The sequence below is a fragment of the Arthrobacter sp. TE26545 genome (genome assembly GCF_056279005.1).
On the sequence record NZ_JBWBQM010000001.1, the window covers coordinates 3356878 to 3379200 of the forward strand.

Consider the following 22323-nt stretch of genomic DNA (forward strand, 5'->3'; position numbering starts at 1 on the left):
AATATTTCGAAGCGGAAGTACCAACGGCAACGGCCTCCCCGAGCGCCGGACTCCCGAAACCAACAGCCGGGCAATCAGCGTCGAGCCCGAAGGACGAATGGAAATGCAAATGGTAAAACTCACGTTGCGCTCTGCAGCGATCGCCGCCACTGCTGCGGCAGTGTCAATCTCCCTCGCGGCCTGCGGATCCAGCGGTCCTGCAGGTTCGGCAGTAAGCGCCGATTCGGCCACCATGTGGGGACTCACTGGCGGCAACCAGCCGGTGCTCCAGAAGTCCGTGGACGCCTGGAACAAGGCACATCCGGAGGGAGCCATCAAGCTGGACTTCTTCGCGAACGATGCGTACAAGACCAAGGTGCGCACCGCCGTCGGCGCCGGGCAGGGACCCACCTTCATCTACGGCTGGGGCGGCGGCGTCCTGAAGTCCTATGTGGACGCCGGCCAGGTGGCCGACCTCTCGGACTTCGTCAAGGACAACCCGGACGTCAAGAGCCGCTACCTGCCCTCCGTCCTGAAGAACGGCATGATCGACGGAAAGACCTACGCCCTGCCGAACAACAACGTGCAGCCCGTGGTCCTGTATTACAACAAGGAAGTCTTCGACAAGGTCGGCGCCCAGGCCCCCAGGACCTGGGACGAACTCATGGCGCTCGTGCCGAAGTTCAAGGCTGCCGGCGTCGCCCCCTTCTCGCTGGGCGGCCAGTCCAAGTGGCCCGACCTGATGTGGCTTGAGTACCTGGTGGAGCGCATCGGCGGGCCGGAAGTGTTTGCCAACATCGCTGCGAACAAGCCCGGCGCCTGGTCCGACCCCGCCGTCGAGGAGGCCCTGACCAAGATCCAGGAACTGGTGGACGCCGGCGGATTCATCAACGGCTTCTCCTCCATCGCCGCCGACAGCAACGCGGACCAGGCCCTCCTCTACACCGGGAAGGCCGCCATGATCCTGCAGGGCGGCTGGATCTACCAGGGCCTGAAGAAGGACGCGGCGGACTTCGTCTCCAGCGGCAAGCTGGGCTACACCACGTTCCCCAGCGTTTCCGGCGGCAAGGGCGATCCGGCCAACGTGGTGGGCAACCCGTCCAACTTCTGGTCGATCTCGTCCAAGGCCACTGACAGCCAAAAGAAGGCCGCCCTCGATTACGTCAAGAGCGGCATGTTCACCGACGCGGACACCCAGGCCCTCATCGATTCCGGTGCTGTCCCTGTCACCACGGGCATCGAAGGCAAGCTGGCGGCCTCGCCGGACAAGGACTTCCTGAGCTACGTCTACGGCATGGCCAAGAACGCGCCGAGCTTCACCCTCTCCTGGGACCAGGCCCTGAGCCCCGCACAGGGCGACGCCATGCTGGCGAACCTGGACCAGATCTTCCTCAAGAAGATCACCCCCGAGCAGTTCGTCTCCACGATGAACGCGACGATCGGAAAGTAAGCAGTGTCCATCTCTACCGGTGCTTCCCGACGGGTCCTTGAAAAGGGCCCGTCGGGGTGGCTGGCCGCCCCAGCCCTGTTCTTCTTCCTGCTGTTCGCCATCGTCCCCTTGGCCGGCGTCTTCTTCCTCAGTTTCACCAAATGGGACGGATTGGGCGAAATCAAGCTGGACGGCTTCTCGAGCTGGACGACCGTGCTGACCGACCCGGTCACGGGCAACGCACTGTTGGTCACCGCCAAGATCATGTTCTTCTCGTTCATCGTCCAGGCACCCATCAGCCTCCTGCTGGGCGTTTTCACCTCCGCTTCCCAGAAATACCGGGCAGTCCTCGCGGTCCTGTACTTCGTTCCGCTGCTGCTCTCCTCGGCCGCCGTGGCCATCGCGTACAAGGCCCTGCTGGACCCGAACTTCGGCCTCGGCCCCGGCCTCGGCATCCCGTTCCTGGCGCAGGACTGGCTCGGCAATTCGGACCTCGTGCTGTTCGTGGTGGTCTTCGTTATCGCCTGGCAGTTCGTCCCGTTCCACACGCTCATCTACCAAGGCGGCGTGCGGCAGATTCCCGCTTCCCTGTACGAAGCGGCCCAGATTGACGGCGCCGGGCGCGTCCAGCAGTTCTTCGCCATCACCCTGCCCCAGCTGAAATACACCATCATCACGTCTTCCACCCTCATGGTGGTCGGCTCACTGGCGTACTTCGACCTGGTCTTCGTCCTCACCGGCGGCGGCCCCGGCTACTCCACCCGGCTGCTGCCCCTGCATATGTACCTGACCGGCTTCAAAGCCAACGACATGGGAGCCGCCAGCGCCCTGGGCGTCATCCTCGTGGTGATCGGCCTCGCGCTGGCCCTGATCCTGCAACGCCTCGGCGGCAAGAACCGCAACGCAAGCCAATTGGAAGGTGCCTGATGGCTTCCACAACCCAGCTTCCCGTTCCCCCTGCAGTCCGGGTTGACCCGAGCCGCAAGCCGGCCCAGCGGAGCAAGGGCCCGGGCCGCTCCCGCCCCAACTTCCTCGGCGGCCTGGGCGGCTGGCTGTGGCTGGCCATCATCATCGTCCCCATCTACTACGTGGTGGTGACGAGCCTGAAGAACCAGGCGGGCTTCTTCACCTCCAACCCGATGATGCCGCCCAACGAGCCAACACTGGACAACTACAAACTGGTGCTCGAGAACGACTTCGCGATGTATTTCGTGAACAGCCTCCTTGTGACGGTCGGCAGTGTGGTGCCCGCCCTCCTGGTCTCGTTCATGGCCGCCTACGCGATCGTCCGCGGCAAGACCCGCTTCCTGGGCTGGACGAACAGGCTCTTCCTCCTCGGGCTGGCCATTCCGCTGCACGCCACGATCATCCCCATCTACTGGATGATCACCAAGGCGCACCTCTACGACACCTTGCTGGCACTGATCCTCCCGTCGATCGCATTCGCGATTCCCATCTCCGTGCTGATCCTGAGCAACTTCATGCGCGATGTCCCCAACGAACTGTTCGAGTCCATGCGGCTGGACGGCTGCTCGGACTGGGCCATGATGTGGCGCCTCGCGCTGCCCATGACGCGTCCCGCCGTCGTGACCGTGGGGATCTACAACGCCCTCGGCGTCTGGAACGGCTTCCTGTTCCCGCTCATCCTGACCCAAAGCCCGTCCACCCGCGTCCTTCCGCTGTCCCTGTGGACATTCCAGGGCGAGTTCAGCGTCAACATCCCGGCGGTGCTGGCATCGGTGGTGCTCGCCACCTTGCCGCTTCTGGTCATCTACGTAGTGGCCCGCCGCCAACTGATCAGCGGGCTCACGGCCGGCTTCAGCAAATAGAAAGGATTCCCTGTGACTACCGCTAAGCCCTTGCGGGTCGGCATGGTCGGGTACGCGTTCATGGGCGCCGCCCACTCCCATGCCTGGCGCACGGCGCCGAGGTTCTTCGATCTCCCGCTTGACCCCCAGCTCACCGCCCTGTGCGGAAGGAATGACGACGGCGTCCGCGCCGCCGCTGCCAAGCTCGGCTGGGGATCCGTGGAGACGGATTGGCGCCGTCTCATCGAGCGCGACGACATCGACCTGATCGACATCTGCACGCCGGGCAACACCCACGCCGAAATCGCGATCGCCGCCCTGGAGGCGGGGAAGCACGTGCTGTGCGAGAAGCCGCTCGCGAACTCGGTGGCCGAAGCCGAACGCATGACCGAGGCCGCCCGGGCCGCCGCGGAACGCGGAGTGTTTTCGATGTGCGGATTCTCCTACCGCCGCACTCCCGCACTGGCCCTGGCCAGGCGGATGGTCGAGGAAGGCCGGCTGGGAACCGTCCGGCACGTGCGCGCGCAATACCTGCAGGACTGGCTCAGCGACGAAAACGCGCCCATGACCTGGCGGCTGGACAAGTCCAAGTCCGGATCCGGTTCGCTCGGCGACATCGGAGCACACAGCATCGATGCCGCACAGTGGGTCACCGGGCAGAAGATCACGGGCGTCTCCGCGCTGCTGGAAACCTTCGTCCACGAACGTCCCCTTGCCGGTGACCTCGTGGGCCTGGGCGGCCACGGCGACGTCGGCGCCGATGCCCCGCGCGGCACGGTCACCGTCGACGACGCGGCCATTTTCAGCGCCCGTTTTTCCGGCGACGGGTTCGACGGCGACGGCAACTCCGCGGGCGCCGTCGGGGTTTTCGAAGCCACACGCTTCGCGCTGGGACGCAAGAACGCGATGCGCCTGGAGGTCAACGGCACCCTCGGCTCGCTCGCCTTCGACTTCGAAGACATGAACGTCCTGTCCTTCTACGACGCCGCCGAGTCGCCCGACGCGGGGTTCCGCCGGATCTTCGTGACCGAACCCGAGCATCCGTACGTCGGCAACTGGTGGCCCACGGGCCACGGTCTCGGCTACGAGCACGGCTTCACCCACCAGGTGGTGGACCTCGTGACGGCGATCGCGGCAGGCACGCAGCCTTCGCCGTCGTTCGCTGACGCCCTGCAAGTGCAAAAGGTGCTTGCCGCCGTTGAGGCGAGCGCCGCCGAATCGAGCCTCTGGCAGAAAGTCGAGGAAGGAATCCAATGACACGAGCGATCACGCTTTTCACCGGCCAGTGGGCAGACCTGCCCTTCGAAGAGGTCGCCCGGCTGGCGGGCGAGTGGGGCTTCGACGGGCTGGAGATCGCCTGCTGGGGCGACCACCTCGACCCCTTCCGCGCAGCCGTGGACGACGCCTATGTTCAGGACCGGCTGGACATCCTGAAGCGGAACGGGCTGGAGGTCTTCGCGATTGCCAACCACCTCACCGGGCAGGCGGTGTGCGACGACCCCATCGATGAACGGCACCGGGACATCCTCCCGGAGCGGGTGTGGGGCGACGGCGAGCCGGAAGGCGTGCGGCAACGTGCGGCCGAGGCGATGAAGGCCACCGCCCGGGCCGCCGCACGGCTCGGCGTCGGCACCGTTACCGGCTTCACCGGCTCCGCCATCTGGAAGGCCGTGGCCATGTTCCCGCCGGCCTCGGCATCGATGATCGAGCGCGGCTACCAGGACTTCGCGGACCGCTGGAACCCGATCCTGGACGTGTTCGACGAGGCCGGGGTCCGCTTCGCGCTGGAGGTCCATCCCTCCGAGATCGCCTACGACTACTGGACTGCGAAGCGGACTTTGGAAGCGATCGGCCACCGGGAGAGCTTCGGGCTGAACTTCGACCCCTCGCATTTCATCTGGCAGGATCTGGACCCGGTGATGTTCCTCCAGGACTTCGCGGACAAGATCTTCCACGTGCACGTCAAGGAATCGGTGCGCCAGCTCAACGGCCGCAACGGACGGCTCGGGTCCCACCTGCCCTGGGCGGACCCCCGCCGCGGCTGGGACTTCGTCACCGCCGGGCACGGCGACGTGAACTGGGAGCCGATCTTCCGCACCCTGAACGCGATCGGCTACGAGGGACCCACCAGCGTCGAATGGGAAGACGCCGGCATGGACCGCCTGGTCGGGGCGCCGCAGTCCCTGGCCATGGTGCGGGAACTTGCCCGCATCGCACCGCCCGCCGCGGCCTTCGACGCCGCCTTCAGCAGCCGGTGAGGCCCGCGCCGCAGCCGCGGGGCCGCCGTCGTACACAACAAACACCTGCGGTACGCAACAACCAAGCAAAGGACAACATGACTGACAAGAAGACCGCCCTGGTGGTCCGCGGCGGCTGGGACGGCCATCAGCCCACCGAGGCCACTGAACTCTTTATCCCCTTCCTCAAGGACAACGGCTACGACGTGCGGGTGGAGGAATCCCCCAAGGTATATGCCGATTCGGAATACATGGCCGGCGTGGACCTGATCGTGCAGTGCGTGACGATGTCCACCATCGAGAAGGACGAGTTCGAGGGGCTGCGCACCGCCGTCGAGAACGGCACGGGCCTGGCCGGCTGGCACGGCGGAATTGCCGATTCCTACCGGAACACCTCGGACTACCTACACATGATCGGCGGCCAGTTCGCCTGCCACCCCGGCAAGCACCCGGATGAGCTGATCGGCGAAATGTCGGATAACTACGTGCCGCACACAGTGAACATGCTCCCGGCCGCGGCAACCCATCCGATCACCGAGGGCATCGGCGATTTCGAGCTGGTCACCGAGCAGTACTGGGTCCTCGCGGACGACTACATCGACGTCCTCGCCACCACCACCCAGAAGGTCCGGGACTGGGACCAGTGGAACCGCGAAGTCACCTCCCCGGCGATCTGGACCCGGCAATGGGCCAAGGGCCGGATCTTCGTCTGCACCCCCGGCCACCGCTTGGAAATCCTCCAGGACGCCAACGTCCGCACGATCATCGAAAGGGGCATGCTTTGGGCAAGCCGCTAGACACAGACAAGCCGCTCAAGGTTGGAATCATCGGCTGCGGCGCCATCATCGCCCAGTACCTCAGCAACTTCCGCCGGCTCGACGCCATCGAGCTGGTCGCCGTCGCGGACCTGGATTTTGCGCGGGCGCAGGCCGTGGCCGATTCCTACGAGGGTGTCCGTGCCCTGTCCGTGGACGAGTTCCTGGCGGCGGACGACGTCGAGCTCGTCCTGAACCTCACCATCCCGGCCGCGCACGGGCCGATCGCCCTGAAGGCGATCGCCGCGGGGAAGAGCGTGTACGGCGAAAAGCCGCTCGCGGCGACCACAGCGGAGGCGAAGCAGGTGCTCGACGCCGCGCGGGAGGCCGGCGTCGTGGTCGGCTGCGCCCCCGACACGGTGCTGGGAACCGGGATCCAGACCGCCCGCAAAGCGATCGACGACGGCCTGATCGGCTCCCCGATCTCGGCCAGCGCCACCATGGTGACGTCGGGGCACGAGCGCTGGCACCCGAACCCGGACTTCTACTACCAGCCCGGCGGCGGGCCGCTGTTGGACATGGGTCCGTACTACGTCAGCGCCCTCGTCACCCTGCTCGGCCCGGTGGTCTCGGTCATCGGGGCAGCAAGCCACACCCGTCCGGAGCGGGTGATCGGCTCCGGGCCGCGTAAGGGCGAGGTGATCCCGGTGAACATCGATTCGCACGTCACCGGCGTCCTGGTGCACGCCTCCGGGGCCCTGTCGACGCTGTTCATGAGCTTTGATGCGGTCAGCACGAAGTCGGCCAACATCGAGGTCCACGGCTCGCTCGGGACGCTCGCAGTGCCGGACCCGAACCATTTCGACGGCGACGTGGAGCTTTTCGCGCTCGGCGCCGATTCCTGGCAGACCCTCCCGGTCTCGGCGGGCTATGTGGATTCCGGCAGGGGCTTCGGCATCGCGGACCTTGCGGCCACTGCCCCCGGATCAGAGCCCCGCGCCGGCGGACAGCTGGCCTACCACGCGCTGGAGGTCATGGAGTCGGTGCTGGCCTCCGCGCACAACGGATCGGCGGTGTCCATCAAGAGCACGGTGGCGCGGCCGGAACCCGTGGAGCTGGCAGCACTGGCTAATGAGGTTCCCGTTGGCGGAGTTCAGGGGATCAGTTCGTAGGGACTGCCGAGGATTCTCCGGACTGAGGTGGCGGCAGCGCCGATGAGCGCCCCCGTTTGCCCCAGTCCGGAGAACACCACGTTCCCTCCCGGGACGAGCCCCGGGGCGTAATGCTCCAGGCTCTGGCACAGTGCTGGTGCGATCCATTCCTGGAGCGCGGCGAAATGCCCGCCCAGGACGACGGCGGAGACGTTCGCCACCCGCGCGGTCGATGCCACCGCGATTCCGAGATACCTCCCGGCCTGTTCGACGGCCGATACCGCGCCCTCGTCGCCATCGGACAGCCGGTTCAAGAGCCGGCCCATCCGGGGCGGGTCCTGTTCTATGCCGGCTGCCGAATATATGGCGTCCTGACCGGCGAAGGTCTCGAGGCAACCGCGCCCGCCGCAAGCGCATGGTGGCCCTTCCGGATGCACCACCATGTGCCCGATCTCGCCCGCATGTCCTTGCGGACCGGCGAAGAGCCTGCGGCCAACGACGAGCCCGCCGCCCACCCCGACTTCACCCGACACATAGAGGAAGTCGGGGAAGACCGCGCCGTGGCCGTGCCAGAGTTCCGCGAGCGCGGCGCTGTTAGCCTCGTTCGAGAGGGAGACGCCGAAAGGCGCGCCGGGCAGGAGCTTGGGCAGCTCCCCGGAGAGGTCGACGCCGGCCCAGCCGAGGTTGGGGGCGGACAGCACCACGTTCCGCTCCGCGTCCACCAGTCCCGGAACCGTGAGTTCCCCGCCGAGAAGTTCGATACCGGAGGCCGCTGCCGCTGCTGCCGCACGTTCGGCCATGTCCACCAGGAGCGGCAGGAGTTCCCCTGGCCTGCTTCCGCGGTTACGGCGTTCGAGGCTTTCGTGGAAGGACAGTTGCCCCGCGAGGTCCAGCACCCCGACGGCCAGGTGGTCCACGTTGATTTCCGCGGCGAGCGCGCCTCGGGCCGGGTTGAGCACAAGCCCCGTCCCCGGCCGCCCGCGTTCACCGTCCCGGGCAACGCTGTCTTCGCACACCAGGCCCGACTCGAGCAGATCCGCCACCAGGCTGGACACCGAGGCCTTGGTCAGGCCGCTGTCCGCCGCAAGCCCGGCGCGCGTCACGCCACCGTTCCTGTGGATTCCGGCAAGGACGAGTGCCAGGTTCTGCCTGCGGACATCGCCCACCCGGCCGGCGGTTGGGGGCGTCGATGGATGAGGCATGGGCCCTCCGTGAGCGGCTTGGAAACGTGGTGGTCTCCATCATCGTTCAGGGAGGGCCCATGGGCGGGTAATTCCGGACCTATGCGTCGTGCGGGCCCGCTATTTCCAGCCCGGGTATTTCAGCTCAGCCAGCCCGGCCGGCGCCCCCGGCAACAAGCGCCGCAGCTTTCGCGTAGTTCCTGCCGATGGAAGCGCGGAAGTCGGGCTCCGGGGTGGCATCGAGGGCCAAGGGCCAGTCCGGCCGTTCCCCTGCGAGCGCCCACGCCGCCTGGACCGCAGCGCCCCGGGCAACGTACTCCCCCGGGCTCGGCACCACCACGGGAAGGTCGAACACCTGGGCCGCGATCCGCTGCACCGCAGGATTCTGCACGGCACCGCCGATCAGCAGCAGCCGTTCTGCCCGGCCGCCCTGGGTGCGCAGAGCCTCGAGCCCGCCGGCGAGGCCGCACAGCATCCCTTCGATGGCTGCCCGGGCGATGTTCGGCCGGGTGGTGGAGGCGATGCTGAGGCCGTGGAAACTCGCCTTCGCGTGGGGCAGGTTGGGGGTCCGCTCCCCCTCGAAGTACGGCACGAGCACCACACCGCCGGCACCCGGTTCCGCCTCAAGGGCGAGCCGGGAGAGTTCGTCGAAGTCGACGTCGAGCATTCCTGCAACGGAGCTGAGCACGCGGGCGGCGTTCAGCGTCACGGTGATCGGGAGGTATTCACCGCTGGCGTCCGCGAAGCCTGCCACGGTGCCGCTCGCATCCCGTCCGGGCGAGGTGCCGACGGCGAAGACGGTGCCGCTGGTGCCCACTGACACGACGACGTCGCCGGCCTTCGCTCCGAGGCCGAGCGCCGCGGCGGCGTTGTCGCCGGCCCCCGCGCCCAGCAGGATTCCGTCGGCCGGGATTCCATCAGTCCCGCCTATCCGGGAGCTGCCGAAACAGTCAGGGTGGACCCGCCCGGCGCTGTCTCCGGGACCCAGCACGCGAGGCAGGATCACGACGCCGGCCGACCCGCCGCCGTCGGGAGAAGCGCCGTCGGGAGAGGCTTCCCGGGCGTCCTGGCCGAAGGCCAGTTTGAACAGCTCAAGGTCATAGCGGCCGGTCAGCGGACTCCAGTAGCCGGTGCCGCTGGCGTCCGAACGGTCCGTGGTCAGGGCGTCCAGGTCCGGTCCCAGCGGACTGGAGCCGGCCGGACCGTAGCCGCGAAGGCGCCAGGTGAGCCAGTCGTGGGGAAGTGCGACGGCGGCCACCCGGGCCAGGCTTTCGGGCTCGTTGTCCCGGACCCACCGGACCTTGGTGATGGTGAAGGACGCCACGGGCACCAGTCCGGTGCGCCGGGCGAAGTCCTCCGCCCCGACCTCGGCGGTGAGGTCCGCCGCGGCGCCTGCCGAACGGGTGTCGTTCCACAGCAGGGCCGGGCGGATCACGTTGCCGTCGCGGTCCAGCAGCACCATGCCGTGCTGCTGGCCCCCGACGGACAATGCGCGGACACCTGACAGGCCGCCGGCGTCGTCGAACGCTTCGGAAAGCGCCCGCCACCACTCGTCCGGGTGGACTTCCGTGCCCTCCGGGTGGCTTGCGCGTCCTTCGCGGAGCAGCGCACCGCTGTCCGCATCCAGGACCACCACTTTGCAGCTTTGAGTAGAGGAATCAACCCCGGCAACGAGGTTCAAGGAAGCAGCCGGCACGGTATCAGCGTGCTCCCAGGAGGTGCTCAATGAAGAGCTGCTGGAGCTTCACGAAGCCGAAGCCCTTGCCGCCGAAGTAGGCGTCGGCGTCGAAGTCCTCGTAGGAGGTCTTGTCGGCGCGGAGCTGCTCGTAGCCCTCGCCCGGGTTCAGGGTGGGTTCGTTGATTTCGGAGACGCGGGACGCCTGGAGTGCAGCCTGGACCTCGGGGTCGGCGCGGAATGCCTTGGCGCGTTCCTTCAGGAGCAGGTAGGTCTGCATGTTCGCGGCCGCGGAGTCCCACACACCGTTGATGTCTTCGGTACGGCTCGGCTTGTAGTCGAAGTGGCGCGGGCCCTGGTAGGACGGGCCGCCGTCGGGACCGCCGTTTTCGAGCAGGTCCACCAGGGAGAAGGCGTTCTGCAGGTCGCCGTGGCCGAACACCAGGTCCTGGTCGAACTTGATGCTGCGCTGGCCGTTGAGGTCGATGTGGAAGAGCTTGCCCTGGTACAGGGCCTGCGCGATGCCGTGGGTGAAGTTCAGGCCTGCCATCTGCTCGTGGCCGGTCTCGGGGTTGATGCCCACCAGTTCGGGGCGCTCGAGGGTTTCGATGAACGCCAGGGCGTGGCCGAGGGTGGGGAGCAGGATGTCGCCGCGGGGTTCGTTCGGCTTCGGTTCGATGGCGAAGCGGATGTTGTAGCCCTTGTCCGTGACGTAGTCGCCCAGGAGGTTCACCGCTTCGCGGTAGCGCTCCAGGGCTCCGCGGATGTCCTTCGCTGCGTCGTACTCGCTGCCTTCGCGGCCGCCCCACATGACGAAGGTTTCGGCGCCGAGTTCAGCGGCGAGGTCGATGTTGTCCAGCACCTTGCGCAGGGCGAAGCGGCGGACGCCGCGGTCGTTGCTCGTGAAGCCGCCGTCCTTGAACACGGGGTGGCTGAACAGGTTGGTGGTGACCATCGGAACGACCATCCCTGTGGCCTTCAGGGCACCCTGCAGGCGGTCGATCTCGCGCTGGCGGTCGGCCGCCGAGCAGCCGAAGGGGAAGAGGTCGTTGTCGTGGAAGGTGATGCCGTAGGCGCCGAGGTCGCTGAGCCGGTTGACGGCTTCCACAGTGTCCAGCGGCGGACGGGTGGCGGAACCGAACTGGTCCTGGGCCTCCCATCCCACGGTCCACAGACCGAAGGAAAATTTGTCTTCGCGGGTGGGCTGAATCGTCATTGAGGGCTCCGGGTTGGCTTGAGATGAGCTTGGCGAACTGAATTGTTCTGCTACCAAACATATTATGGATTTCTGTGATGTCAACCACTTGGCTAGTAAATTAGCCGAGGAAGGCGGGACCGAAAGTCGTCGAAAACCATAGCCCGGAGCGGCATGCGGCTGTTATGTTGTTTAGAACATCAAATAAGACCACGAAGCCCCGGAAGAAGGATTCACCGTGACTGATCAACTGGTAGCCGAACGCAACTGGGCAGGAAACTACAGCTACCAAGCCCCGCGGATCGCCCATCCGGAGAACGTTGCCGAGCTCCAGGCGCTCGTGGCCGGCGCGCGGCGCATCCGGGCGCTGGGGTCCCGGCATTCCTTCAACGCCATTGCGGACACTGCGGGAACCCTCGTGGTGCTGGACCGTCTGGAGCCCGGCATCAGCGTGGACCCGGACAACATGACGGTCACGGTAAGCGGGGGCACCCGTTACGGGACGCTCGCGGAGGAACTCCAGCGCCAGGGATTCGCCCTCCACAACCTCGCGTCGCTCCCGCACATTTCCATCGCGGGGGCAATCGCGACGGCGACCCATGGCTCCGGTGACGCCAACGGCAACCTTGCCACCGCCGTCGCGGGCCTGCAGATGGTCACCGCGGACGGCAGCCTCCTCACGGCCCGCCGCGGGGATCCGGACTTCGACGGCATGGTGGTGGGGCTGGGCGCACTCGGCATCGTCACCGAACTGACCCTGGACATCGAGCCGAGCTTCGATGTCTCGCAGAGTGTCTTCGAGGATCTCAGCTGGGACCTGGTGCTGGCGGACTTTGACGCCGTGACGTCCTCGGCCTACAGCATCAGCCTGTTCACCGACTGGAGCGGGGACCGCATCGGCCAGGCGTGGCTCAAGCGGCGCGGCACGGCCCTGGCATCATCACCGTCGCCGGAGACATTCTTCGGCGGCGTCCCGGCAACCGAAGCCCGGCACCCCCTGCCCGGCGTATCCGGCAGCAACTGCACGGAGCAGCTCGGAGTTCCCGGGCCGTGGTCCGAGCGGCTGGCGCATTTCAGGATGGAGTTCAACCCGAGCCAGGGCGACGAGCTGCAAAGTGAATACTTCATCCCGCGCGAGCACGCGGTGGATGCGCTGCGCACCATGCGCCGGCTCTCCGATGTGGTGACGCCTCTGCTGCTGGTCGGCGAAATCCGCACCATGGCCGCGGACAGTCTCTGGCTGAGTCCCAACTACGGCCGCGACAGCATCGGCCTGCACTTCACCTGGCGCCAGGACCAGCCGGCGGTGGAGGCCGCCCTTCCGCTGATCGAAGCGGAACTGGCCCCGTTCGCGGTGAGGCCGCACTGGGGCAAGCTGTTCGACGCCGGTGCTGCCGCCGTCGTGCCCTTGTACCCGCGCTTTGGCGACTTCATAGCCCTGGCGGGGCGCTTGGATCCGACAGGTAAGTTCCGCAACGGATTCCTCGACCGCGCCGTGTTTGGCAGCTGATATTCTCGCGATGATGTCCGCAACAGCCCGCCCCTCCGCCATGGCCGGCGATCTTGATCCGTCACGGCGGAACAACCTGGCCTTGATTTCGTCCCTGGTCCACCACCACGGGGTCCTCAGCCGAGCGGAGCTGACCAAGAGGACCGGCCTCAACAGGTCAACCGTGGGGACGCTGGTGGGCCAGCTCGTTGCCCTCGGACTCGTCTATGAAAGCGCACCGTCCGGCGAAGGGCAGGTGGGCCGTCCCAGCCCGGACGTCCGGCCTGATCCGTCCACGGCGGCGCTGGCCGTGAATCCCGAAGTGGACGCCGTCACCATCGGGCTGGTGAGCCTAGGCGGAAAGGTCCAGAAAAAGATCCGTTTCGCCACGGAGCGGATCCCCACGGCCAAGGAAGCCGTCAACATCGCCGCCGCCGTCATCGCCGGCATGCGGTCCGAGCTCGACGCCTCCTACCGGATCACCGGCATCGGCATGGCGGTGCCAGGCCTGGTCAACCGGGCGGACGGAGTGGTCCGCCACGCCCCGCACCTTGGCTGGCGGGACGAAGCAGTGGCCAGCATGATGAGCGAGGCCACCGGCTACCCCTGCCTGGCGGACAACGACGCCTCACTGGGCGCGGAGGCCGAGCTGATTTTCGGAGCCGGGGCCGGGCGCGGCAACCTCGTCTACCTGAACGGCGGCGCCAGCGGCATCGGCGGCGGCATCATCGCGGACGGCGCGCTGCTGCGCGGCTCCACCGGATATGCGGGGGAACTGGGCCATACCTTCGTGCGCACCGGCGGCCGGCCCTGCCACTGCGGGGCCACCGGCTGCCTCGAGACCGAAGTCTCGCAGTCCCCCCTCTTTGAACTGGCAGGGCTGGAAGGCGGCGACGCCGGGCAGCTCGAAGAGGCGTTGCGCGCCAAGGACAGCCCGGAGCTGGCCGCGGAAGTCGCCCGGCAGCTGGGCTTCCTGGGAATCACGCTGCGGAACGCCGTCAATACCTTCAACCCGGACACCATCGTGCTCGACGGATTCCTTGGCGTGCTCGATTCGCTCTCCCCCGGCACCCTGGAGGGCCTGCTGCGCACCCAGGCGCTGGGCGGCGCAGCGGACAAGGCAAAGATCCATCGCGCCGCACTGGGCTCGGACCTCATGATGATCGGGGCCGCTGAGCTGGCGTTTGCCCGGTTCCTGGCGGACCCCGCCGGGATCAGGGAGCTTCGTGTCCCGGCGTCGAAGAGTCGCTAGAGCGCTGGTAGGCGATCGCCCATTCGATCAAGCCGCGTAGCTGTCCAGTCAGTTGTTCGCGGTCCGGCGGTACAGCGAGGGTGGCGTGGTACATCAGCAGGCCGTCCAGTGGTGCGGTGAGTTGGCGCACGACGCCTTCCGCGTCCGCACCGATAACCCCGTGAAGACGCGCGGCGAGCATCAACTGCACCTGGGTACGCGCGCGGTCGAGGGGAGGCCGGAGTTCAGGCCGCCGCGTCGACTCCAAGAGCAGCTCGTAGCGGGCGATCTGGCGTTCCCGGTTGTCGGTCGCCCAACTGATCAGCAGCCCGGCCATGTGGCCGATCGCATCTTCGACATCTTCCAACTGGTCCGGCAGTTCCAGTTCGTCCAGTTCGACGAGACGCCCCACCAGTGCATCCAGCAGGGCGGCCCGGGTCCGGTAGTAGTACGACGTCGACCCTTGGGGCAGTCCGGCCGTGCGGTCAACCGCGCGATGGGTGAACCCGCGCATTCCCTCATTGGCGAGCGTCTTGATAGCTGCGTCGGCGATCTCGGTGCGACGCGACAGCGCGGATGTCTCCATTGCCACGAGTATAGGGCCTCTACGCCAGTAGAGACCCGCGTATAAAAAGGGTTGCCAGACACCCTCTACAGGCGTAGAGTCCGGGCCATGAACAACAACGGAAATGACTACAAACCGGACATACTGTCTGCCGTCGAGCATTTCTACGGTGCCCTCGCGGCCAGGCAGCCCGCGGAGATCCTGAATGCATTGCACGAAGACTTTGTCCTTAGACTGAGCCCTGGCCTGCCCCTCCCCGGCGCCAGGGAACACCACGGCCGGGAGGCGGCAGTGGCCAACGTCTGGGGACGAATCCCTGCCTACGACTTCACGCTCCGATGCGAACCCGACCGGAAATTCGTTGTTGCCGACAACGAGGTCCTCGTACTCGGGCACTACCGCGGCGACGGCTGGGAATCCCCATTTGCCCACGTACTGACAGTGCGGGACGGCAAATTGGCGACCCTACGACAGATCACCGACACCCGCTGCTGGCCCGAACCGCCGGCAGCCGGCAGAGTGGAGTCCTAATGCAGCTGACTGCCTTCCGAGTCGGCGCCGCCGCCTGGATGTTCACCGGCGTCGTACACGACATCCTCGACCTTGCCCTGCCGGGCGACCCCGAGCTGAGCGCAGCGATGCGCGCTTCCCATATTCAGCTCGGTCCGATCTCGCTCCAGGCGGAATCCTTGACCCAAGGCATAAGCCTCAGCATGGGCCTGGCGATGTTCGTCGTCGGGCTGCTGCTGTGGATGCTGGCCGGGCTGCTCAAGGCGGCGCCGGAGCGGATGCTGCCCTTCGGGATCGTCGCACTGGCCGCGAGCTTCGTCGCGCTTTGCCTGGCCGCGCTACTCATTCCCGGACCCCCGCTCGTGACCTTCGCCATCGCCACAGCTGCCTTCACAATTGCCCTGGTCAGGAGGCCAAGCACACGGCCTACCGCAGCCTCACCCCGCCGGCTGATCTCTCGCGACGCCTGAGGCAAGGATCCAAACACACTTTACTGGGCGGCCCCCGCGTGTCCTGTGTACTTCTTGGAGAGCAGGTCTTCGAGGGCGTCCACGCCGGCCACTGCTCCCCCGGCCGCCACATATCCGGCGGCTACCCGGCGCGCGCCGGCTGCTTTGCCGATTGCCTCGTGGACAGCGGCGCGGAGAGTCTCCGGGGTGAGCTTCGCGGGACGAAGCCGCACACCGGCGTCGGCGGCCACAACCCGCGCGGCGACCTCATTCTGGTCACGGCCGAACGGGACCACCACCACCGGCACGCCTCTGGCAAGCGCCTTCTGGGTGGCTCCCATGCCGCCGTGCGTGACGGCGACCGCGGCGCGTTCCAGGACCGGGCCGTGCGGCACGAAGCGTTCCATCCGCCCGTTGGCGGGGACGGCGGCCAGGCCTTCCGCGCCGGCGGTTCCGGCGGCACCGGACGCGGGAACGGTGGCGACCACAATGAACGGTTCGTTGGCTAGGCCTTCCAAAGCCGTGCGCACGAGTTTCTCGTCCGCCTGGTATTCGGAGGACGTCGTCACCAGGACGACGGGCTTATCAATCGAGTCGAACCACGCCGGCAGCTCCGCCGGGGGCTCCCACGGAAGGGCACCGATCATCCGGACTCCGGGTCCCCAGTCCGGATGCGGATACTCGAACGGCTCCGCGGTGGTCACCAGCATGAGCGGGGCCCGGCGGAAGAACGCGTCGGCAGTCTGCAGGGGCGGCAGCTGTCCGCCGCTGGCGTCGGCACGCATGCGGTTGATTCCGGGCATCATCACCTTCTCGACGGCGGCGATCACCACGCGGCGGACGACGGCGTCACGCGCCCTGCCCAGCGGTCCGTGCATCCGGGCAAGCCCCGGGCCGAACGGCGGAGTTCCCTTGGACTCAAGTGGCGGGATGTAGGGGCTGACCGTGGCCCATGGAAGGCCGGCGCTCTCCGCGACGGTGCCGGCACCCCACGCATTGACGTCCAACAGCAGGAGGTCCGGGCCGACGTCGTCCATCGCCGCCCTGAAGTCGGGGGCGTCGAAGCGGGCCCGCGCCGTGAAGGTGTCCACGCTGGATGCCAACGCCGTCCTGACCGACTTGGCGAGGTAATCATGGTGTTCCAGCTCCAGCAGCTGCTGGTCGACGGGTGCTGCGTGGAAGCCGAGTTCGCGCATGGCGGCGACTTGGCCGGGAAGCGTGCGCAGGTGGATATCGTGGCCCCTCGCCTTCAGCTCCAGCAGCAGCGGAACCATGGGGAAAAGGTGGCCAATGGCGGGCGAGGTGTAGGCGAGAACGGTGGACATCAGGGTCTCCGGGTGAATGGCTCGAGCATCTCGAGCAGGGAAATGCCGACCTGGTCGCGGCTCAGCCCCGCATCGAGGCGGAGGAGCTTCCAGGTGTAGACGTCGCAGAGGGCGACAAGTTGGGCAAGGCGGCGGTCACGGTCGGGTCCGGACAGCTCCTCCAGGAACGGCGCAAAGACCCGCGCGCACCATTGCCGGTGGTACTGCCGCCCGCCCTCGGTGATCCGGGCCAGCACCGGGGAGGTGTCCTCCTCGGAGAGCAGCTTCAGGGCGAGGGTGGCCGTCGTCTCGTAGTGTTCCAGGAGGTTCTCGACGGCGGCGGCCAGGTCGCCCACCGGGGCGGCGTCCCGCTGGCTCGCGACGTGCTCCGTCGAGTACTCCGCGGTGGCGTTGATCAGGCCGGTGCGGTCACCGAAGCGCCGGATCACGGTCTGGACGGTGACGCCGGCGCGCTCGGCCACGGCGGCCAGGGTGACGTTGGCGAGCGGGCCTTCCATAAACAGATCCAGGGTCGACTGGAGGATCCGCCGCCCGGTTTCGGCCGCAGTGGAAGCCCGCTTGCCCATGACGTACGGGCGGCTCTGCGTCCCGCTGGATTTCATGTTAATTAGACTAACTCGAATTGGGGTGAGGGTCTAGAGTGTTCCCTCGCGGAGCGTCCTGCTCTACGCTCGGGTCCGATGCATCAGTCGTTGGGGGACCACATTCCAGGGCAGGCTGCGATCCATGAGCTCTTGTCGCAGCGGCAGCGCGCTGCGCCGGTTTCGCTGCTCGGACGGATCTTCGGCGCGGACCCCCTCAGCGCGGAGACTCGGCCTTGGTTCCGGGGTGCGCTCGGGGAAATCGCCGTCGGCCGGATTCTCAGCTCGTTGGGTCCGGAGTGGACTGTGCTGCACGCCGTGCCAGTCGGGGTCGGCTCTTCCGACATTGACCACGTGGTTATCGGTCCGGGCGGCGTCTTCACGGTCAACACAAAGAACCACAGCGGCCAGCCGGTATGGGTGGCAGGGCGAACCCTCATGGTCGCGGGCCAGCGCAAGCGCCACATTCCCAATGCCGAGTTCGAAACCCAGCGTGCCGCCAAATTGCTCTCGGCAGCGACGGGCAGGCCGGTTGGCGTGACGGGACTCGTGGTAGTTGTTTCACCGAAAACCCTCGTCATCCGGGAACGGCCAGCGGAAGTTGTAGTGCTGTCCGATCGCCAGGTGTCCTCCTGGCTTCGCCGGCGGCAGCCCGCGCTTTCCGGCCACGACGTCCAACGGATCACCGCGGCGGCAATCGACTCGCGCACGTGGCACCGGAATGCGCCGGTTCTCGGCGACCCCGCTGAGCTTGGTGCGCGCTTTGAAGAGCTGAGAAGGCAGGTCAACCGCGCGGCACTTCGACGGTTGGGGTGGGTGCTCGGCTTCCTTGTCGTGGTGATGGCGGGGCTCTTCTTCCCCGCGTTGCTGCGGTAGCTCATCGACATCCCGAAAAGTGAACCTCGGAAGAAGACCTGACAAAGCCCCCCGACACACAAACGGACTGGCGCTACGGGGATTCCCGCAGCGCCAGTCCGTTTCCGCAGCGTAAAGCCCTACAGCACCGTGGTCCGCGAGAGGGACAGGTTTTTCGTCTCGCGGAAGAACAGGATGACGACGACGGCGGACACCACCGCGACGCCCATCAGGTAGAACGCTGGGGCCAAGGGAGTCCCGAAACCGGCGACGAGGCCGGTGGCCACGAACGGTGCGGTTCCGCCGAAGAGGACGTAGGCCAGGGTGTAGCCAATGGCCGAGCCAGACGCCCGCACCGAGGACGGGAACATCTCCACCAATGCCGGCACGTTGGACGTACCAATCACGGCCACCAGGGCGCCCAGGATGCTGGTGCCCACAATCGCCCAACCCAGGCCAAGCGGCATGATCGCGAAAGCGGGGATGGTCATCACCACGAAGCCCAGGCAGGCGGTCAACAGCATCTTCTTGCGGCCGAAACGGTCGCTGGCGCGGGCGGCCAGCGGGCAGGTGATGGTGTAGACGAGCATGGTGACCATGCTGGTGATCATCGAGTCCGTGCTGGAGTAATGCAGGCTGGATGTCATGTAGGCGATCATGTAGCTGCTCATCAGGTAGTACGCCACGGCGTTGGTGATGCTGTAGCCGAAGAGGGTGAAGATCTGGCGTGCGCAGAGCCGGATCGCATCCCCCAGCGGCTTCTTGGCCACCTCGCCCTTCTTCTCCAGGCCGCGGAACACCGGGGTGTCGTCCACCCGGGAACGGATGTACAGGCCGATCAAGCCAAGTGGGGCGGCCAGCAGGAACGGGATGCGCCAGCCCCAGGCCTGCAGATCCTCGGTGCTCAGGTTCGCGGTGATCGCCGCGCCCAGCAGTGCGCCGGCCACGGAGGCCAGGCCAACGGTGGCCGGGATGATGCTGGCGTAGGTGGCGCGTTTGCCTTCCGGCGCATACTCCACGATGAATGCCGAGGAGCCCGTGTATTCGCCGCCGGTGGTGAAGCCCTGCACGGCACGGAAGAAGAACAGCAGGATCGGTGCCCACACGCCGATCACTGCGAAGGGCGGCAGGATGCCGATGCAGAAGGTGGCCGCGCTCATGATCAGCACGCAGAGGCCTAGCATCTTATTGCGGCCAATCCGGTCACCGTAACGGCCAAAGAACGCCGCCCCCAACGGCCGTGCGATGAAGCCGCCGGCGAAGATCGCCCACACGGCCAGCAGGGCCGCCGTCGTCGAATAACTGGGGAAGAAGAGCTTGGCGATCGTCACGGACATCACGGCGTAGGCGGCCGAATCGAACCACTCCACGAAGTTGCCGATGGCCGCCGCCGCGGCAACCCGCTTAAGGTTCCGCCGCGGGGAGGTTTCAGTCCCGACAGGATTCACAGTCAAGGTTTTCATGAGGGCTGTCCTTCGTGTTGGGGAGTGGAAGGGACGGGGTTGGGGAGGGCGCGGAGCTGGGCCCTCTGGACCTTGCCGGTTGCCGATTTTGGCAGCTCCAGGAGGTATTCGATGAATCGGGGGTAGGCGAAGCGGGAGAAGTTTTCCTTCACGTGGGCCACGATCTGCCGGTCCAGATCTTCGCCAGCGGCATGCCCGGGGGCGAGTTCAATCCAGGCCTTGATGGACTGGCCGCGCAGCGGGTCGGGAACACCGGTGACGGAGACGTCCCGCACGGCGTCGAGTTCGCGGATCACGGCTTCCATTTCATAGGGGCCTACGCGGTAGCCGGAGGTCTTGATGACGTCGTCCGTGCGGCCGAGGAACCAGAAGTAGCCGTCCTCGTCCATGTAGGCCTGGTCCTTGGTGTGGTACCAGTCCCCGCCGAATGCTGCCGCGGATGCCTCGGGCATGTTCCAGTATCCCAAGGGGAACTGCGGGTTGCAGTTGCTGCGCAGGCAGATCTCGCCCGCTTCGCCCTGCGGCACCTCCTGTTCATTGTCATCCAGTAGCTTCACTTCCCAGCCGGGCAGCGGCCGTCCCATGGAGCCGGGCTTCACGGGCACGCCGGGGAAATTGCCCAGCAGGGGGTAGGACTCGGTGGAGCCGTAGTAGTCCATCAGGGTCACGCCGAACTGTTCCCGGAACCAGTCGATCAGATCCGGCGTCAGGGGCTCGTTGGAGGAGCAGACAGTCCGCAAGGACAGCGGGAAGCGGGCTCCGGCGTCGGGCACGTCCTCCCGCATCTTCCGCAGGAAAGTGGGATTGACCAGCGCGCTGGTGACGCCGTGACGGCTCATGCTGTCCAGCAGCGCGGCGGGCTCAAAACCGCCCGCGGGCCGGAACACCAGGTGCGTGGCGCCGGCGCGCAGTGGTCCCATCAGCTTGGCCATGGACCAGGCCCAGTCCCCCGCGCCGTAGAAGACGTCCCCGTCGCCGAGCTGGTGGCAGTATTCGAACTCGTTGTGGCCCAGCAGGGTGCGGTGCGCGTGGACGATTCCCTTGGCCCGGCCGGTGGTGCCGGAGGTGTAGAAGATGAGGGCGGGGTCATCGGCCTTGGTCTCGACGTCCTGGAATTCGGTGGGTGCCGCTGCGATGTCCGGGCTATCGACGTCGATGAAGCGGCCCTGGTAATCCTCGAACAGGTGCCTGGCGGAGTCCTCGGCGATGATCACCGTGGCGCCGCTGTCCTCCAGCCGGAAGCGGATGGGCTCGGCGGCCCAGAGCAGCGACATGGTGACCAGCACGGCGCCGGTGCGCAGCACGCCGAGGTACACCGCGGGCGTGTCCGCGCGCTGCGGCAGCAGCACGGCAACCCGGTCCCCCTTCCTGACACCCGCCGCCTGCAGGGTGGTGGCCACTTGCCGGGAGCGGTCCTGGATTTCGCCCCAGTTCACTTCGCGGTGGTCCTCGACGGCGGACTCCAGGATGAGCGCGCGCTTGTCCCTGGGGTGCCGGTCTGCGACGTCGGAGGCCATGTTGTAGAACTCCGGAACCTCCCAGCGGTGGGCTTTCAGCATCTCGGCGTAGCGGTCTTCGGTGAGTTGGGTGGTCATTTCCCTGGTCCCCTTCAGCCCTTGCGGCCGGCCAGGAAGCGGGCCATTTCGCGCTGCGGTTCACCGGTGCCGTAGGCCTCGCGGTGCACGCGCTTGGCTTCGGCCATGGCGTCGCTGAGGTCGTCTTCATCCAGGCTGCGCAGGCGGTTCTTGGTCAGGCGGACCGCTCCCGGAGGAAGGAGGCTCAAGCGGTTGGCGAGTTCCTTGGCGTAATCCAGCACCGCGCCGTCGTCGGCCAGGTAGTTCAGCAGGCCCAGGCGCTGGGCTTCGGCCGCGTCCACCAGTTCGCCGGTGAGCACGAACTGGGAGGTCTTGGATTTGCCCAGGATGCTCCACATGGCCCAGATGCCGGTGATGCTGGGGATGCCGGAGAGGACCTCGGGCTGGCCCATGCGGACCTTGGAATCGCCCACGCGGAGGTCGGTGAGGAGCGCGTACTGGAAACCGGAGCCGGCGGCCACGCCGTTGACGGCCGCGATGGTGATCTGGTCCAGGTCCCGGACGGCGCGGTAGAGGCGGTCGAAACCGTCGATCCATTCTTCCGCGGCGGCGTGGTCTTCGGGGTCCATGGTGGTGGTTTCGGCGAGGTCCTGGCCGGCGCAGAACGCCCGGCCACTGCCGGTGAGGATCACGGTGCGGATGTCCTGCTTGCCTTTGAGGCCTTCAAGGTGGCCGATAAGTTCGCTGCGCATGGCTGAGGTCCAGGCGTTGAGCTTTTCCGGGCGGTTGAGGGTGATGATGGCCGTCTGGCCGGACTGTTCGAAGAGGACGTCCTGGGACATGTGCTTCCTTTGTTCTTGTTCTTGGCTTGTGTCCCATCAGAGCACCGCGGGATGTGACCCGTCTAACA

Annotated in this window: 21 protein-coding genes; 12 read left to right on the forward strand and 9 right to left on the reverse strand. The window is 66.9% G+C overall.

Annotated elements, in window-relative coordinates; all coding sequences use genetic code 11:
- The first annotated feature begins 109 nt into the window (after nt 1-109).
- The 7 genes from ACZ9CK_RS15230 (at nt 110) to ACZ9CK_RS15260 (ending at nt 7380) form a co-directional block, all read left to right on the forward strand.
- Nucleotides 110-1429, forward strand: a complete 1320-nt coding sequence (locus tag ACZ9CK_RS15230; protein ID WP_476050352.1) for an extracellular solute-binding protein — start codon at nt 110-112, stop codon at nt 1427-1429.
- 9 nt (nt 1430-1438) lie between these two features.
- Nucleotides 1439-2335 carry a carbohydrate ABC transporter permease gene (locus ACZ9CK_RS15235; RefSeq protein WP_426303516.1) on the forward strand — a complete coding sequence of 299 codons (897 nt, stop codon included), beginning with the start codon at nt 1439-1441 and terminating at the stop codon, nt 2333-2335.
- On the forward strand, nt 2335-3237 hold the full coding sequence (locus tag ACZ9CK_RS15240; RefSeq protein WP_476050353.1) for a carbohydrate ABC transporter permease: 903 nt from the start codon (nt 2335-2337) through the stop codon (nt 3235-3237). The genes ACZ9CK_RS15235 and ACZ9CK_RS15240 overlap by 1 nt, the downstream gene beginning before the upstream one ends.
- Nucleotides 3238-3249: 12 nt before the next feature.
- Nucleotides 3250-4473 carry a Gfo/Idh/MocA family protein gene (locus tag ACZ9CK_RS15245; RefSeq protein WP_476050354.1) on the forward strand — a complete coding sequence of 408 codons (1224 nt, stop codon included), beginning with the start codon at nt 3250-3252 and terminating at the stop codon, nt 4471-4473.
- Nucleotides 4470-5474 carry a sugar phosphate isomerase/epimerase family protein gene (locus tag ACZ9CK_RS15250; RefSeq protein ID WP_426299898.1) on the forward strand — a complete coding sequence of 335 codons (1005 nt, stop codon included), beginning with the start codon at nt 4470-4472 and terminating at the stop codon, nt 5472-5474. Before ACZ9CK_RS15245 ends, ACZ9CK_RS15250 begins: the two co-directional genes overlap by 4 nt.
- Before the next feature lie 77 nt (nt 5475-5551).
- Nucleotides 5552-6250: a ThuA domain-containing protein gene (locus ACZ9CK_RS15255; RefSeq protein ID WP_476050355.1), complete on the forward strand. Its 699-nt coding sequence runs from the start codon at nt 5552-5554 to the stop codon at nt 6248-6250.
- The gene (locus ACZ9CK_RS15260) at nt 6235-7380 is read left to right on the forward strand and encodes a Gfo/Idh/MocA family protein (protein ID WP_476050356.1); all 1146 of its coding nucleotides are present in this window, start codon (nt 6235-6237) and stop codon (nt 7378-7380) included. The genes ACZ9CK_RS15255 and ACZ9CK_RS15260 overlap by 16 nt, the downstream gene beginning before the upstream one ends.
- Here the strand turns inward: ACZ9CK_RS15260 and ACZ9CK_RS15265 are convergent.
- The 3 genes from ACZ9CK_RS15265 to xylA all read right to left on the reverse strand — a co-directional run bounded on the left by ACZ9CK_RS15265 (nt 7362) and on the right by xylA (nt 11431).
- On the reverse strand, nt 7362-8561 hold the full coding sequence (locus ACZ9CK_RS15265) for an ROK family transcriptional regulator (protein WP_476050357.1): 1200 nt from the start codon (nt 8559-8561) through the stop codon (nt 7362-7364). The genes ACZ9CK_RS15260 and ACZ9CK_RS15265 overlap by 19 nt on opposite strands.
- Nucleotides 8562-8685: 124 nt before the next feature.
- Complete coding sequence (locus ACZ9CK_RS15270; RefSeq protein ID WP_476050914.1) at nt 8686-10221, reverse strand: xylulokinase; 1536 nt, start codon at nt 10219-10221, stop codon at nt 8686-8688.
- Nucleotides 10222-10240: 19 nt separating this feature from the next.
- Nucleotides 10241-11431 carry a xylose isomerase gene (xylA, locus tag ACZ9CK_RS15275; RefSeq protein WP_426299906.1) on the reverse strand — a complete coding sequence of 397 codons (1191 nt, stop codon included), beginning with the start codon at nt 11429-11431 and terminating at the stop codon, nt 10241-10243.
- A 217-nt stretch (nt 11432-11648) separates the two neighbouring features.
- Here xylA and ACZ9CK_RS15280 point away from each other — a divergent pair, with 217 nt between their 5' ends.
- Nucleotides 11649-12920, forward strand: coding sequence for an FAD-binding protein (locus tag ACZ9CK_RS15280; RefSeq protein ID WP_426299908.1), 1272 nt, complete (start codon nt 11649-11651; stop codon nt 12918-12920).
- A 13-nt stretch (nt 12921-12933) separates the two neighbouring features.
- The gene (locus ACZ9CK_RS15285; protein WP_476050358.1) at nt 12934-14151 is read left to right on the forward strand and encodes an ROK family transcriptional regulator; all 1218 of its coding nucleotides are present in this window, start codon (nt 12934-12936) and stop codon (nt 14149-14151) included.
- Here the strand turns inward: ACZ9CK_RS15285 and ACZ9CK_RS15290 are convergent.
- Nucleotides 14114-14716 (reverse strand): TetR/AcrR family transcriptional regulator, encoded by a 603-nt coding sequence (locus ACZ9CK_RS15290; protein ID WP_426299912.1) that lies wholly within the window; start codon nt 14714-14716, stop codon nt 14114-14116. The two genes, ACZ9CK_RS15285 and ACZ9CK_RS15290, sit on opposite strands and share 38 nt — an antisense overlap.
- Before the next feature lie 87 nt (nt 14717-14803).
- On the opposite strand from ACZ9CK_RS15290, the gene ACZ9CK_RS15295 reads away from it, so the two are divergent.
- Together ACZ9CK_RS15295 and ACZ9CK_RS15300 are read left to right on the forward strand one after the other, a co-directional pair.
- Nucleotides 14804-15226, forward strand: coding sequence for a nuclear transport factor 2 family protein (locus ACZ9CK_RS15295; protein WP_476050359.1), 423 nt, complete (start codon nt 14804-14806; stop codon nt 15224-15226).
- The gene (locus ACZ9CK_RS15300; RefSeq protein WP_426299916.1) at nt 15226-15675 is read left to right on the forward strand and encodes an LIC_13387 family protein; all 450 of its coding nucleotides are present in this window, start codon (nt 15226-15228) and stop codon (nt 15673-15675) included. Before ACZ9CK_RS15295 ends, ACZ9CK_RS15300 begins: the two co-directional genes overlap by 1 nt.
- Nucleotides 15676-15695: 20 nt before the next feature.
- On the opposite strand, the gene ACZ9CK_RS15305 is transcribed toward ACZ9CK_RS15300, so the two are convergent.
- Complete coding sequence (locus ACZ9CK_RS15305) at nt 15696-16979, reverse strand: glycosyltransferase (protein WP_476050360.1); 1284 nt, start codon at nt 16977-16979, stop codon at nt 15696-15698.
- Entirely contained in the window at nt 16979-17581 is a 603-nt protein-coding gene (locus ACZ9CK_RS15310) for a TetR/AcrR family transcriptional regulator (RefSeq protein WP_426299920.1), read from the reverse strand. Before ACZ9CK_RS15310 ends, ACZ9CK_RS15305 begins: the two co-directional genes overlap by 1 nt.
- 78 nt (nt 17582-17659) lie before the next feature.
- Here ACZ9CK_RS15310 and ACZ9CK_RS15315 point away from each other — a divergent pair, with 78 nt between their 5' ends.
- Entirely contained in the window at nt 17660-18436 is a 777-nt protein-coding gene (locus tag ACZ9CK_RS15315) for a nuclease-related domain-containing protein (RefSeq protein WP_476050361.1), read from the forward strand.
- A 119-nt stretch (nt 18437-18555) separates the two neighbouring features.
- On the opposite strand, the gene ACZ9CK_RS15320 is transcribed toward ACZ9CK_RS15315, so the two are convergent.
- The 3 genes from ACZ9CK_RS15320 to ACZ9CK_RS15330 are packed head-to-tail and all read right to left on the reverse strand — an operon-like array spanning nt 18556 to nt 22255.
- On the reverse strand, nt 18556-19878 hold the full coding sequence (locus ACZ9CK_RS15320) for an MFS transporter (protein ID WP_476050362.1): 1323 nt from the start codon (nt 19876-19878) through the stop codon (nt 18556-18558).
- Complete coding sequence (locus ACZ9CK_RS15325) at nt 19875-21473, reverse strand: acetate--CoA ligase (protein WP_476050363.1); 1599 nt, start codon at nt 21471-21473, stop codon at nt 19875-19877. Before ACZ9CK_RS15325 ends, ACZ9CK_RS15320 begins: the two co-directional genes overlap by 4 nt.
- A gap of 14 nt (nt 21474-21487) precedes the next feature.
- Nucleotides 21488-22255, reverse strand: a complete 768-nt coding sequence (locus tag ACZ9CK_RS15330) for an enoyl-CoA hydratase/isomerase family protein (RefSeq protein ID WP_476050364.1) — start codon at nt 22253-22255, stop codon at nt 21488-21490.
- Nucleotides 22256-22323 lie beyond the last annotated feature (68 nt).